Source organism: Saccharopolyspora sp. ID03-671 (assembly GCF_045278815.1).
Lineage (GTDB): Bacteria > Actinomycetota > Actinomycetes > Mycobacteriales > Pseudonocardiaceae > Saccharopolyspora > Saccharopolyspora ipomoeae.
This window is the reverse complement of the sequence record NZ_CP134054.1, coordinates 3639909-3653242: the sequence shown is the minus strand read 5'-3', so window position 1 is coordinate 3653242 and position 13334 is coordinate 3639909. Positions and strand designations below refer to the sequence as shown.

Annotated in this window: 15 protein-coding genes and 1 pseudogene; 4 read left to right on the top strand and 12 right to left on the bottom strand. The window is 69.8% G+C overall.

All coding sequences use genetic code 11. The features are described from left to right. Positions 1-185: 185 nt before the first annotated feature. The 4 genes from REH65_RS16780 to REH65_RS16765 form a co-directional block, all read right to left on the bottom strand. Positions 186-1097: a glycosyltransferase family 2 protein gene (locus REH65_RS16780; protein WP_281458329.1), complete on the bottom strand. Its 912-nt coding sequence runs from the start codon at positions 1095-1097 to the stop codon at positions 186-188. Next, positions 1094-1912, bottom strand: coding sequence for an ABC transporter ATP-binding protein (locus REH65_RS16775; protein WP_281458330.1), 819 nt, complete (start codon positions 1910-1912; stop codon positions 1094-1096). Before REH65_RS16775 ends, REH65_RS16780 begins: the two co-directional genes overlap by 4 nt. Positions 1913-1928: 16 nt before the next feature. Further along, entirely contained in the window at positions 1929-2792 is an 864-nt protein-coding gene (locus REH65_RS16770) for an ABC transporter permease (RefSeq protein ID WP_281458331.1), read from the bottom strand. 106 nt (positions 2793-2898) lie between these two features. Continuing rightward, a complete protein-coding gene (locus tag REH65_RS16765) occupies positions 2899-3435 on the bottom strand; it encodes a bacterial proteasome activator family protein (protein ID WP_281458332.1) in 537 nt (178 codons plus the stop codon). A 144-nt stretch (positions 3436-3579) separates the two neighbouring features. On the opposite strand from REH65_RS16765, the gene REH65_RS16760 reads away from it, so the two are divergent. Further along, positions 3580-4779 carry a cysteine desulfurase-like protein gene (locus REH65_RS16760; protein ID WP_406688257.1) on the top strand — a complete coding sequence of 400 codons (1200 nt, stop codon included), beginning with the start codon at positions 3580-3582 and terminating at the stop codon, positions 4777-4779. A gap of 74 nt (positions 4780-4853) precedes the next feature. On the opposite strand, the gene REH65_RS16755 is transcribed toward REH65_RS16760, so the two are convergent. Beyond that, positions 4854-5831 (bottom strand): NAD(P)H-quinone oxidoreductase, encoded by a 978-nt coding sequence (locus REH65_RS16755; RefSeq protein WP_281458334.1) that lies wholly within the window; start codon positions 5829-5831, stop codon positions 4854-4856. Between the two features lie 150 nt (positions 5832-5981). Here REH65_RS16755 and REH65_RS16750 point away from each other — a divergent pair. Beyond that, positions 5982-7492 (top strand): annotated as a pseudogene (locus REH65_RS16750) (M28 family metallopeptidase). A 58-nt stretch (positions 7493-7550) separates the two neighbouring features. Here the strand turns inward: REH65_RS16750 and REH65_RS16745 are convergent. Then, positions 7551-8156 carry a hypothetical protein gene (locus tag REH65_RS16745; RefSeq protein WP_406688256.1) on the bottom strand — a complete coding sequence of 202 codons (606 nt, stop codon included), beginning with the start codon at positions 8154-8156 and terminating at the stop codon, positions 7551-7553. A 151-nt stretch (positions 8157-8307) separates the two neighbouring features. Next, a complete protein-coding gene (locus REH65_RS16740; protein ID WP_406688255.1) occupies positions 8308-8772 on the bottom strand; it encodes a hypothetical protein in 465 nt (154 codons plus the stop codon). An 82-nt stretch (positions 8773-8854) separates the two neighbouring features. Between REH65_RS16740 and REH65_RS16735 the strand changes: the two genes are divergently transcribed. Continuing rightward, positions 8855-9529 (top strand): TetR/AcrR family transcriptional regulator, encoded by a 675-nt coding sequence (locus tag REH65_RS16735; RefSeq protein ID WP_406688254.1) that lies wholly within the window; start codon positions 8855-8857, stop codon positions 9527-9529. 1 nt (position 9530) lies between these two features. On the opposite strand, the gene REH65_RS16730 is transcribed toward REH65_RS16735, so the two are convergent. The 4 genes from REH65_RS16730 to REH65_RS16715 form a co-directional block, all read right to left on the bottom strand. After that, positions 9531-10178 carry a dihydrofolate reductase family protein gene (locus REH65_RS16730; RefSeq protein ID WP_406688253.1) on the bottom strand — a complete coding sequence of 216 codons (648 nt, stop codon included), beginning with the start codon at positions 10176-10178 and terminating at the stop codon, positions 9531-9533. Between the two features lie 177 nt (positions 10179-10355). Then, positions 10356-10544 carry a hypothetical protein gene (locus tag REH65_RS16725; protein WP_139274162.1) on the bottom strand — a complete coding sequence of 63 codons (189 nt, stop codon included), beginning with the start codon at positions 10542-10544 and terminating at the stop codon, positions 10356-10358. 81 nt (positions 10545-10625) lie between these two features. Next, positions 10626-10844: a hypothetical protein gene (locus REH65_RS16720; RefSeq protein ID WP_406688252.1), complete on the bottom strand. Its 219-nt coding sequence runs from the start codon at positions 10842-10844 to the stop codon at positions 10626-10628. A 51-nt stretch (positions 10845-10895) separates the two neighbouring features. Then, entirely contained in the window at positions 10896-11783 is an 888-nt protein-coding gene (locus tag REH65_RS16715; protein WP_406688251.1) for an LLM class F420-dependent oxidoreductase, read from the bottom strand. A gap of 107 nt (positions 11784-11890) precedes the next feature. Between REH65_RS16715 and REH65_RS16710 the strand changes: the two genes are divergently transcribed. Further along, entirely contained in the window at positions 11891-12664 is a 774-nt protein-coding gene (locus tag REH65_RS16710; protein ID WP_406688250.1) for a sporulation protein, read from the top strand. A gap of 265 nt (positions 12665-12929) precedes the next feature. Here REH65_RS16710 and REH65_RS16705 read toward each other — a convergent pair whose 3' ends face one another. Continuing rightward, entirely contained in the window at positions 12930-13334 is a 405-nt protein-coding gene (locus REH65_RS16705; protein ID WP_406688249.1) for a hypothetical protein, read from the bottom strand.

Genomic DNA, 13334 nt, shown 5'->3' with positions numbered 1-13334 from the left:
TTTCGCGGCATTCCGGCGATGTGCGAATCGACACCAGCGGTAACGCCGTGAGCTGCGAACTCAGTTCGATCTCAGGCGCGTCTAAGCGTTTCGTGATCTTCCGGTTATCGAGTCCCCGTGAAGCCCGTGTGAAAAAAGTCGAGCGGCCGTCGCAGAACCGACGACCGCTCGATCCGCTGATCCGATCAGCGGCGGAAGAACCGCTCCTTGCGCCCCTGGATCACCAGCCGCAGCCACTCCCGGAACGCCTTCGGGTCCTTGCGCTGCACCACGAAGTACAGGCCGAACCGGATCACCTCGAGCGCGCCGATCTTGCGCATGCCCGGCTGCGAGAGCAGGTAACCGCGGTTGCGGTAGGTGTAGTAGCGCTTGTTGTCGTCCGAGGGGTCCTGCGCGTGGAACCGGCCGCCCAGCATCGGCTTGAACTCCGCCGATCCGTCCGGGTGCAGGAACTTCGTGCGGAACGTGGTGCCGAACGGCAGGCCCGAGCGCACCAGGCGGCGGTGGATCTCCACCTCGTCGCCGCGGAAGAACAGCCGGTAGTCCGGAACGCCGACCACGTCCAGCGTGCTCGCCCGGAACAGCGCGCCGTTGAACAGCGAGGCGATTCCCGGCAGGAACTCCTCCGGCAGCTCGCTGACCTTGCGCTTCCAGGTCAGGCCGCGACGCAGCGGGAACGCCAGGGTGTCCGGGGTGTCGATGTTGACCACCACCGGCGACACCGCGGCCAGCCGGCGCTTCTCGGCGACCTCCAGCAGCGTCGACAGCGCGTGCTCGTCGGCCGGGCGGCCGTCGTCGTCACCCAGCCACACCCACTCCGCGCCCAGCGACAGCGCCGTCAGCATGCCCAGCGCGAAGCCGCCGGCACCGCCGAGGTTGCGCTGCGAGGCGATGTAGGTGGAGGGCACCGGGCAGTCGTCGACCACGTCGGAGGCCGACTGGTCGGGGCCGTTGTCGACCACGACCAGGTGGTCCGGCAGCCGCGTCTGGCTCGCGATGACCTTCAAGGACTCGGCCAGCAGCTCGCGACGGTGCCTGGTGACGATGACCGCGACTACGGATCCGGCGGGCAGCTGCTGTGCGGAGTCGGTGCTCATGAGCCTTCTTTGCTCCCGATCGTGGCCCGGGATTCGCCGATCCGGGCCAGGGTTTCCTCACTCAGGTTGTTGAAGGGGTCGTACCCCTTGTAGTGCGTCAAGACCTCGCGCAGCGAGCCCTCTTCGCGAATACCGCCCTTGTCCATCCAGATCGCGGTGCTGCACAGCTCGACGAGGAATTCATCGGAGTGGGAGGCGAAGACAAGCATGCCGGACCGCTTCACGAGGTCGTTGAGGCGGTCCCGCGCCTTCTCCAGGAACTCCGCGTCGACCGCGCCGATGCCCTCGTCCAGGATCAGGATCTCGGGGTCGATCGAGGTCACCACGCCCAGCGCGAGCCGGACCCGCATACCGGTGGAGTAGGTGCGCAACGGCATCGCCAGGTAGTCACCCAGCTCGGTGAACTCGGCGATGTCGTCGATCCGCTTCTCCATCTCCCTGCGGGACATGCCGAGGAAGAGGCCGCGGATGATGATGTTCTCGTAGCCGGAGATCTCCGGGTCCATGCCCACGCCGAGGTCGAACACCGGCGCGACCTTGCCGACCACGCGGGAGCTGCCCCGGGTGGGCTCGTAGATGCCCGACAGCAGCCGCAGCAGCGTGGACTTGCCCGCGCCGTTGTGGCCGACCAGGGCGACCCGGTCACCCTCGCGCAGCGAGATGTTGATGTCGTGCAGCGCCTCGATGACCGGCACCCGGCTGTCGGTGCCGATCTTGCCCCCGGCCCGGCCGAGCACGGCCTTCTTCAGCGAGCGGGACTTCGCGTCGAAGATCGGGAAGTCGACCGCCGCGTTCCAGACGTCGATGCTGACCATGATTGTTCGGCCTCACTCAGACCCAGTAGGAGACACGGGCACGGTAGTTGCGCAGCACGATCAGCGCCAAAGCCCAACCCACGACGGTGATCACGCCGCACACCAGCCAGTGGTGCCAGGCGATCGGCGTGCCGAGCATCGGCTGCCGGATGATCTCCAGGAAGTGCATGAACGGGTTGATCTCGGCGAGCTTGGCGCGCTCGGCGATCGCGGGGTTCGGGTTCGTCTTGAACTGGTCGTAGTTCCACACGATCGGCGTCATGAAGAACATCAGCTGCACGATGCTCTGCGTCACCGGCGGGATGTCGCGGAAGCGGGTGGAGATGGTGCCGACGACCAGGATCACCCACGCGCCGTTCATCGCGATGAGCATGAAGGCCGGGACGGCCAGCAGCACCGTCCAGCTCAGCGGGTGCGGGAAGACCACGATCAGCACGAAGTAGACGACGAGGTTGTGCGCGAAGAACAGCATCTGCCGCCACAGCAGCCGCAGCACGTGGATGCTGACCGGCGCCGGGAGCTGCTTGATCAGGCCCTCGTTGGAGATGAAGACCTCGGAGCCCTCGTTGACGCAGTTGCCGATGAAGCCCCACACGATGAATCCGACCGCGAGGTAGGGGAGGTGCTCCGCCAGCGGCTGCTCGAACAGCTGCGAGTACAGCAGACCCAGTGCGGTGACCGTGACCGCCATGCTGATGGTGATCCACAGCGGGCCGATGACCGAGCGCCGGTAGCGCTGCTTGATGTCCTGCCAGCCCAGATGAGCCCACAGCTGTCGCTGGCTGAGGGCGTCACTGATGTCCTTGAACGCTTTTCGCCAGGACCGCGGCGAGTTCTCGGAAGGCGCCGGAGGTCGGTCTAGCGTGCTCGTAGCATGCACGAGCGAAAGAGTACCGACCACGGCTGCGCACTTTCGGGCTGGGCATCACTCGAAGGGGTAGCGCCCGCTTGACGTCGAGCGCTACCTACCGTTACGGCGTGAGCGGTTAGAGGTACTGCCCGGTGCCCTTCATCGGCCCCATGTCCGGTTCGCCGGACCCGGCGGGCAGGCCCCGGCGCATCTGCTCCAGCTGAGCTCGCGCGGCCATCTGCTGGGCGAACAGCGCCGTCTGCAGGCCGTGGAACAGGCCCTCCAGCCAGCCCACCAGCTGCGCCTGGGCGATCCGCAGCTCGGCGTCCGAAGGCGTGCTCTCCTGCGCGAACGGCAGCGACAGCCGCTCCAGCTCCTCGATGAGCTCCGGCGCCAGGCCCTGCTCCAGCTCCCGGATCGAGGACTGGTGGATCTCCTTGAGCCTGCTGCGGCTGGCCTCGTCCAGCGGCGCCTGGCGGACCTCCTCCAGCAGCTGCTTGATCATCGTGCCGATGCGCATCACCTTGGCCGGCTGCTCGACCATGCCGTTGATGTCCTCGCCCTGCTCGTGGCCTTCTCCGCCCGCCTCGGCGGCGGCCTCGGCGGACGCGGCGCCGACCGGGTTGCCGTCCTCGCCGACCACGAACACCTGCGGGCGCTGTTGCTCGTTCATGCCTCCCATGCTTCCAGTCTGCCGCGCCCGCGCGGGCCGCGTAGTCCCGACTCGCCCGCAGCGCTGGGGAAACGGATCACGAATGATGCAGTATTGGCCACCCGGAGGGGGAAACGCGGCTCGCGTGTGCGTAGTGTCTGAATCATGGCGTTCGACGTCGCGGCGGTTCGCGGACTCTTCCCCGCGCTCGGCGACGGGTGGGTGCACCTGGACGCCCCGGCCGGCATGCAGGTTCCCGAACAGGTGGCCACGGCGGCGTCGACGGCGCTGCGGGCCCCGGTTTCCGGGCCTGGCGGGAACTTCCCCGCCTCGCAGCGCGCCGAGGCGATCGTGGAGGCCGCTCGTCGCGCGATCGCGGATCTCGTAGGTGCCAAGCCTTCCGGGGTGGTGCTCGGGCCGAACTCGGCCGTGCTCCTCGGGCGGCTCGCCGACGCGCTCGGCGACGGCTGGATGATCGGCGACGACGTCGTCGTGTCCCGGCTCGACTCGCCCGCCAACGTCGACCCGTGGCAGCGCGCCGCGCAGCGCTCCGGCTCCACCGTGCGCTGGGCGGAGATCGACATCGAGACCTGCGAGCTGCCGACCTGGCAGTACGGCGAGCTGGTCACCCCGCGCACCAAGGTGGTGGCGGTCACCGCCGCCTCCGGTGCCGTCGGCACCCGGCCCGACCTGCGCCCGGCCGCCGAGGCCGCCGACGAGCACGACGCGCTGCTGGTCGTCGACGCCTCCGCGGCGGCCCCGTTCGTGCCGCTGGACATCACCGAGCTCGGCGCCGACGTCATCGCCGTCAACGCCTCGGCGTGGGGCGGGCCGCAGGTGGGCGCGCTGGCGTTCCGCGACCCGGCGATGCTCGACCACCTGCCGTCGGTGGCGCTGGACCACAGCGCCCGCGGCCCGGAGCGGCTGGAGATGGGCCCGCACGCGCTGCCGCTGCTGGCGGGCCTGGTCGCCTCGGTGGACTACCTCGCCGGGCTCGACGACGCGGCCATCGGACCTCGGCGCGAGCGGCTGCTGACCTCGTTGCGCGCGGTGAAGTCGTACCAGGCGGGGCTGCTGAACACCCTCCACAACGGGCTGCGCAAGATCGACGACGTGATGCTCATCGGCGACTCGATGCGGCGGATCCCGGCGGTGGCCTTCACCGTCAGCGGCGTGAAGGCCGAGGACGCCGTCGCCCACCTCGCCGACCGGGGGATCTGCGCCTTCGCCGACCCGGGCACCCACGGGGTCTTCGCCGCGCTGGGCGCGGCCGAGGTGGGCGGGGCCGTCTGCGTGGGCCTGGCCCACTACACCAACACCACCGAAGTCGACCAGCTGCTCCAGGCCGTCGCCGAACTCACCTGACCGGGTGGGAGTTCGGACCTCGCGCGGAGCTCGAACCCGCGATCGATTCGAACTCCGCGCGACATCCGAACCCGTCACCGCACCAGGAGGATCTTGCCCCGGACGTCGCCTGCTTCGAGGGTGGCGTGGGCGCGGGAGGCCTCGGCCATCGGGACGCGGGCGTGCACCGGCATCCGCACCTCGCCCGCTTCGACCAGCGGCCAGAGGCGCTCGCGCACGTCGGCGACGATGCGGGCCTTGCCGTTCGGGCCCTCGACGGGGCGACCGCGCAGCCCGAGCATCGACATCCGCAGCCGCTTCATGAGCATCTTGCCCATGTTCAGCTCGGCCTTGGCGCCGCCCTGCATCCCGATCACGGCCAGGAAACCGTCGGGGGCCAGCGCCGAGAGATTGCGGTCCAAATAGGACGCACCCATGTTGTCCAGGATGATGTTCGCGCCGCCGAGTCCCTTGAGGACCTCGACGAAGTCCTCGTCGCGGTAGGAGATCACCGGGTCCGCGCCCAGCTCCGCGCACAGCGCCCGGCTCTCCGCCGACCCGGCGGTCGCCGCGACCCGCGCGCCCAGCGCCTTGGCGACCTGGATGGCGCAGGTGCCGATGCCGCCCGCGCCGCCGTGCACCAGGAACAGGTGCCCTTCCCGGAGACCCGCCTCCATCACCACGTTCGACCAGACCGTGCAGGCGACCTCGGGAATGCCCGCCGCCTCCACCAGGTCCACCCCGTCGGGCTTGGGCAGCACCTGCGCGGCCGGGACCGCGACCCGCTCGGCGTAGCCGCCGCCGGCGAGCAGCGCGCAGACCTCGTCGCCGACGTTCCAGCCGGTCACGCCGTCACCGATCTCGGCGATGGTGCCGGAACACTCCAGTCCGGGGATGTCGCTTGCGCCCTTCGGCGGCGGGTAGTTGCCTTGGCGCTGAGCGAGGTCGGCGCGGTTGACCGCTCCGGCGGCGACGTCGATGACCACTTCACCGGGGCCGGGTTCCGGGTCCGGGTGCTCCGTCCACACCAGAACGTCGGGGCCGCCCGGCTCGCTGATTGAAATCCCATGCATGCCCGTGACGGTAGTCAGCCGCGGGCGGCGCGAAAACCGAGAACTCGGGTCCGGCCGGGAAAAACGGGAAACATTCCCACTTCTGAACTCGTGCGGGTTTCGCTTGACTGGGATCCTCATCCACCCATTCCACTCAAAACGGGGAGCACGATGAGTTCGCGAACCATCACACCCAGACGCACCGCGGCGGCGCTGATCGCCACCTGCGCGGCGGCGCTGGTCGCCATCGCCCCGGCCTCGGCCGCCCCCGCGGGGCTCGGCGACCGGGTCACCGGCGACGCGGTGAACCGCCACCTGAACGCGTTGCAGCGCATCGCCGACCTCAACGGCGGCAACCGCGCGTCCGGGCTGCCCGGCTACGAGGCGAGCGCGGACTACGTGGCGGGCAAGCTGCGCGGCGCGGGTTTCGACGTGACCACGCCGAGTTCACCTACGACGCCTTCTACCTGGACTCCTTCAGCCTCGCGGTCGCCGGTCAGCCCACCGAGGGCGATGCGCTGGAGTACTCCCCGGCCACCCCGCAGGGCGGCATCACCGCCCCGCTGTCGGTCGCCGCGGTCGACGACACCCCGGGCTGCGAGGCGAGCGACTTCGGTCCCGAGGTGGCGGGCTCGGTCGCGCTGATCCAGCGCGGTTCCTGCACCTTCGCGCAGAAGCAGCAGGTCGCGGCCGACGCGGGCGCCGCGGGCGTGATCATCTACAACAACGTCGAGGGGCCGCTCAACGGCACGCTCGGCGACCCGGCCGACGCGCGGATCCCCAGCGCGGGCACGTCCATGCAGGTCGGGCAGGCCCTGGCCGGTCAGGCGGGCGCCGAGGTGAAGCTGGACGTCCAGTCGCGGCTGGAGACCGTCACCACCCGCAACGTCGTGGCCCAGACCCGCACCGGCCGCCCGGACAACGTCGTGATGGCCGGCGCGCACCTCGACAGCGTGCCGGAGGGGCCGGGCATCAACGACAACGGCAGCGGCAGCGCCGGGCTGCTGGAGACGGCGCTGCGGATGGGCGGCAGCCCGCGGTCGGAGAACGCGGTCCGCTTCGCCTGGTGGGGCGCGGAGGAGTCCGGGCTGGTCGGCTCGACGCAGTACGTGCAGGGCCTGACCTTCGAGCAGCAGCTGGACATCGCCCTGTACCTGAACTTCGACATGATCGGCTCGCCGAACGCCGCCTACCTCGCCTACGACGGCGACGACTCGGACGGCGTCGGCTCGGGTCCGGGACCGCAGGGGTCGGGTCAGATCGAGAAGGACCTGACCGCGGCGATGGCCGCGCAGGGCGTGGAGCTGGAGGGCACCGACTTCGACGGGCGCTCCGACTACGGCGAGTTCATCGCCAACGGCATCCCGGCGGGCGGCCTGTTCACCGGCGCCGAGGAGGTCAAGACCGAGGAGCAGGCGGCCAAGTGGGGTGGCACGGCGGGCGTCGCGTTCGACCCGAACTACCACCAGCCCGGCGACGACCTCGGCAACATCGACCGCGTCGCCCTGGAGCGCAACGCCAAGGGCCTGGCCAACGTCATCGAGGCGTACTCGCACAGCACCGAGGGCGTCAACGGGATGCGGACCCGCGAGGAGCGGGCCGCACTCCGCCACTCCCAGCTGAGCGCGTTCGCCGAGCACGCCCGCGGCCCGGCCGTCCCGCACGGCCACAACGCGAGCTGACGGCGGTAGGTGATGAGCGGGGTGCGGTGCTCGACCGCACCCCGCTCGTTCGCGCTGATCAGGAGATGGTCACCTCGGTCGGGAGTTGCAGCGTGCCGCTGAGCGTGGCGCTGGTCCCGCCGTCGCACAGCAGCCCGCTCTCGCTGATCGGGAACGAGGCGCCGGAGTTGGCGGTGAGCTGGTGCGTCCCGTTGTCCCAGCCGTTGGCCGGGACCGAGACGTTGTCGACCCGGATGGAGCAGACGCCGCTGATGTTCACCGTCGCGCTGGCCTGACTGATGTCCACGTTGCTGGTACCGGTCGCGGTGGCCAGCCACTGACCGGACGCGGTGACGGTCGTCGCCGCCGACGGTGCCAGCGTGTTGGTGCAGTTGGTGATGGTGGGCGCCGCAGGTGCGCCGGCGCGGTCCACGGTGCCGGCGACTGCCGGGTTCCCGCCGGTGGGCGCCAGCACGTTGCCGCTGACGGTGCCGCACCTGACTTCGACGCCGGTGTTGGACCGCATGACCAGCTGCGTTCCGGCGGCCAGGGTGATGGGCTCGACGGTGTTCTGCGGGTTCCACTGCACGGCCTGCGCCGTGGCGGCCTGGGCCGCCGCCGCGCCGCCGAGGGTGAACACGGTGATCAGCGCCGCGATCGCGGTTCTGCTTCGTGCTGGACGCATCGTGACCTCCTTGTCGTCCGGGCGTGCCTCGGCTCTCCGAGACGCGTCATCTCGCGTCGCGGAGTGGTTCGCAGTGGTGGTGAATTCGAGGCGGTGCCCGAGGAAGACCTATAGAAACATGAGTGTTTCTAAACTGCAAAGAAGAGTTCGATCACGGTTCGTGCGCATCGCACCTGTTCGTCGGGAAAAGCGGGGCGAATCGGGTGAGCCGATGCGCCAATCGAGCGTGATCGACCGTCTCCCTGCGTAATTCCTCGCGCACGAGTTGCCTGACCGCTCCGACCACGAATTCGATCGTCGTCGCGTGCTCGCTCGCGCCGCAGGGCAGGTTCATCTCCACGATCGACCTGGTCAGGTGGGCTCTAGCGGCACGGGTGTAGGCGGTCAGCCTCGGGTGTTCCGCCTGCCCGCAGTCGCCGAAGTAGAGCCGGGCGGCCGCCGGGTTCTCGGCCAACCAGGTGATCAGCGCGTCGATCGCTGCGTCGTATCGATCCAGGCAGTTCCGATTCTCCGAACAGGCTCTCCGACAGGCCTGGTGCCACGCTTCGACCGCATCGGTGAACGAGTTCGGAGAACGCGAAATCCAATGTTCGCCTTCGTTCCCCGAAATGTGCACGCGGGCACGTTAGCGGGCCGGTAAGCTTGATTTGAAGATCATTCCCATCCGAATCGTCGACCACGAGCGAGGTGGCAGGCAGGTGGGCGCCAAGGCTCCCCGCGCGCAGCGCAGGCTGCCACCCGGGAGGCACGGGATCCCGGCGGAACAGGTCGCCGGTGACCAGCGCGAACGCATCCTCGCCGCGGCCACGGCCGCCGTCGGCGAACGCGGCTACGCCGACGCGACCGTCGAGGACTTCATCAGCCGCGCGGGTGTCTCCCGCAAGACCTTCTACCAGCACTTCGCCAACAAGCAGGCCGCGTTCCTGGCCGCCTACGACCAGGTCGCCGAGCGCGTCGTCGGCGCCGTTCGCGAGGCCTACACGGCCCACGACGACTACGTCACCAGCGCCCGCGACGCCCTGGAGTGCACCCTCCGCGAGCTCGCCGTCGACCCGGACGCCGCGATGCTGGGCATCGTCGAGATCTTCGCCGCCGGTCCGGAGGCGCTGCGGCGGCGCAGCGCGATCATCGGCGCGCTCACCGAGCTCATCACCGAGCAGACCCGCGACCTGCCGCAGGCCGCGCCGGGCGCCAGCTTCACCGCCGAGACGATCGTCGGAGCGGTCCTCGAAGTCCTCTACAACCGCGTCCAGCGGGGCGAAGCCGACCGGCTCCCGGATCTCCTGCCCGACCTGCTCTACTGCGTCGTGGCCCCGTTCCTCGGTCACGCCCGCGCGACCGAGGAACGGGCCAAGGCTCTCCCGTCGGGCTGACTCAGCGGCGCCAGAAGAAGTGGTGCTCGACGCCGCTCGGCGCGGTGATGCGCTCCAGGTGGTAGCGGTCGGTCAGCTCCTCGGGGCTGTTCCACAGCCGCACGCCGTCGCCGAGCTCGATCGGGACGACGGCGATGTGCATCTCGTCGATCAGGTCGGCGTCGATGAACTCCCGCAGCGTGCTGATGCCGCCGCCGATGCGCACGTCCTTGCCGTCGGCGGCGGCCTTGGCCTTCTCGACGGCTTCCCGCGGCGTCACGTCGACGAAGTGGAACGTGGTGTCGGACAGCGTGAAGGAGGGCCGCTCGTGGTGGGTGAGGACGAAGACCGGCGTGTGGAACGGCGGCTCGTCGCCCCACCAGCCCTGCCACTCGTGGTCCTGCCACGGGCCGCGCTGCGGTCCGAACTTGTTGCGCCCCATGATCTCGGCGCCGATGTTGCGGGTGAAGTCCCGCGAGATGTAGTCCTCGAACCCGCGCGTGCCGCCCTCGTCGGTCCGGTTCGGCCAGCTGGCGGTGGCTCCGACCCAGGACATCAGCGACATCGGGTTCACGGCCCCGCCGAACGGTTGCTCGAAGCTCTGGTCGTGCCCGGCTCCGATGCCGTCCCGGGAAACGCTCATGCAGTGAACGCGAACGCGTTGCGTCATGGTGTGCCTCGTCTTCGTGGTCGTCGTGACACCACGAACCTAGGCCGTCGGCGCGTCCAGGTCTTCTCCGATCTTGCGCACTCCAGCGCGCGCTCGGAGGTCGCGCGACATCCCGTGCGCGCGGCGAACGGAATCTCGCGCGAACCCCGCTCGAAGGGCCCGCTCGAAGGGCCCCGGTCAGGCGCCGACGGTCTCCGCGTCGGCGCGCTCGCCCGCCAGCAGCGCCACCCGGTAGTGGGCCAGCGACTTGTTGAGGCGGTCGCGGGCCAGCTTCGCCTGTTCGTCGTCGACCCCGATCCCGAGGTGCGCGCACACGGCGGCGCCGGTGGGCTTCGGCCGGGCCTTCACGTCCTGTGTCTCATCCACGGACACCATGCTCGCAGCCTCGGGCCGACATCGTTCCCCGAGGCTGCCGTCCAGCCGATGAACCCGCCGTGACCAGCGCGTTCATGCCTGGACGACCACGCCCATGGCCTCGAGGAACCGCAGCGCCAGCGGCTTGGCCGGGACGATCCGGTGGGCTTCGAAGCGCGCCACGTCGGACTCGGCGATGCCGGCCGACGCCGCGAGCCTCGCGTGGTCCCAGCCCAGCTCCTGGCGCGTGAGGAGCACCAGCCGGACCAGGTCTTCGGTGTCGTGGGGGTGTTCTCGCTCGGTTCCACTCACGCGCCGACCCTAGCGACCCAAGATCACCGGTTCGTCACCCCGACGTCAGGCTCACAGATCGAGGGCGGGTGCGAGCTCGCGCAGCGCGGGCAGCGGGTCGTCGGCGGGACCGTCCCCGAGGACCTGGATGACCACGTGGTTCGCCCCGGCGTCGAGATGCCGCCGCACGTGCGCGGCGATCGACTCGGCGTCGCCGATGGCCACCAGGTGCTCGGCGAGCTCGTCCGAGCCGCCGACGACGAGGTCGGACTCGTCGAAGCCCTGCCGCAACCACGAGTTCCGGTAGTTCGGCAGCTGCGAGTACATGTGCAGGTGCTGGTGGGCTCGCCGAAGCCCGACCTCGCGGTCGGTGGTGAGCGCGACGGCCTGCTCGCTGACCACCCACTTGTCCGGTCCGAGCAGCTCGCGCGTGGTCGCGGTCTGCTCCGGTGTGATCAGGTAGGGGTGCGCGCCGTCGGCGGCGGTGCCCGACAGCTCGATCATCTTCGGGCCGAGCGCGGCCAGCAGCCGGGTCGGCCGCGGCGCACCGGGCTCGACCTTGGCGGAGAGCTCGTCCATGCGCTGCAGGTAGTCGCGCATCGTGGCCAGCGGTTTGGCGTAGGTCCCGGCGTTGCCCTCGACCAGGGGAGCGTGGCTGACGCCGAGCCCGAGCACGAAGCGCCCCGGGTGCAGCGCGCTGAGCGTGCGGCCACCGGCTTCGGCGGCCTTGGCATCGCGCGCGTGGATGTTGGCGATGCCGGTCCCGACGACGAGCCGCTCGGTCGCCCCGAGCAGCGCCCCGGCCTGCGTCAACGACTCCTTGCCGAACGCCTCCCCGTAGAACAGCGATCCGTAGCCGAGCCGCTCCAACTCCTTCGCCCGGACCCGCACGTCCTGGATCGCCCAGGCATCGCTGGTCCACCACACACCGACACGGGACTGGAAATCGATCTGAGCCATGACCCGACGCTATACCCGTGAACCGCGCTTCGCGGGACGCTGAGAAGCGGCTGAAATCTCGGGCGTTCGGGCTCCGCGCGCGGTGCGCAGGCGCAAGACTGGGGGGCATGTTCAAGAAGCTTTTGGCCGCGGTCGGCGTGGGCGGCGCCGACGTGGAGACCGAGCTGCACACCCCGGGTGTCCAGCCGGGTGGTCAGGTCCAGGGCGTCGTCCGGCTGCGCGGTGGCGAGGTCCCGCAGCGGTTGGACGGTGTTTCGGTCGAGTTCGTGACCCGCGTGGAGCGCGAGACCGACGACGGCGAGACGGAGTCCAAGCGCGCGTTCGGGCAGCAGCGGGTCGGCGAGGGCGTCGAGCTGCAGCCCGGTCAGGTCGTGGAGCTGCCCTTCCAGGCGCTGGCCCCGATGGAAACCCCGATCACCTTCTACAACGGTCGCCACCTGCCGGGCGGCGAGGTCGCGGTCCGCACCCGCCTGGAGATCAGCGGCGCCGTGGACGCCACCGACACGGACCCGATCGGCGTGGGCGCCCTCCCGGCCCAGCACGTCCTGCTGGAGGCGGTGGAGCGCCTCGGCTTCCACCTGCACCGAGTCGACTGCGAGGCCGGGCACCTGCGCGGAACCCGCCAGACGCTGCCGTTCTACCAGGAGATCGAGTTCCACGGCTCCCCGAACTACCCGCGCCTGAAGCAGCTGGAGGTCACCTTCATCGCAGGCCACGACGGTCTCGACGCGGTCATCGAGGGCGACAAGAAGGCGGGCCTGCTCACCAGCGGCCGGGACCTCACCAACGTCCTCAACATCGACTACGGGGCCATCGACCAGATCGACTGGGCGGCAGAACTCCACGACCACCTCTCCCGAATGGCAAGCGGCTGGCTCTGACGAGAGGAGTTTCAACTGAAACGTCTCCGTCCGAACCCAACGGGACCCCGTAGGCGACGTCTCATGGGGACGCGAAGTTTTCATGAAAAACTGCACCCCCACGAGGTGCCAACCCGAGTGAAACCCGGGGTGCCCCCGTGCAGGGAGGGGACAGTTTTCATGAAAACCGTCCCCTCCTCCGGTGTGGGCGCGGTTTTCATGAAAACTGCACAACCACCCGGCGAGCGAGAGCGAGTCCGGGTTCGCTGCCGGATCCTGATCGCGACTAGCCGACAGGTCGGCCCGCCAGGTGTTTCAGGACCCGTTGCCGGAGGAGGGCGTACTCCACGTCCATGCGGGTCTTGCCCGTCGGGCGGGGGACCGGGGCGCCTTCGCCGACGAGTTCGTCGGGTGCGAACTGCTCTCGGGTCAGGTCCAGTTCCAGACCGTTGCCGAAGCGGTTCCACCAGTGGTAGTCGACGTGCTCGCCGTCGCGGTGGACGGGTCCGCACATCAGCTCCCCGCCGAAGAAGTCGTGGAGCACGAGGGCAGTGGTCCCGCACTGCCCTCGTGCCGGATTGCCGGGGTGCCAATCGGGAACGTCCTCCGGCGCGCAGGTATCCGCACCCCACGAATCCCGGAGCGCCCGTTCCACGTCGACCAACGACCACAGGATCATGCCCGCAACCAT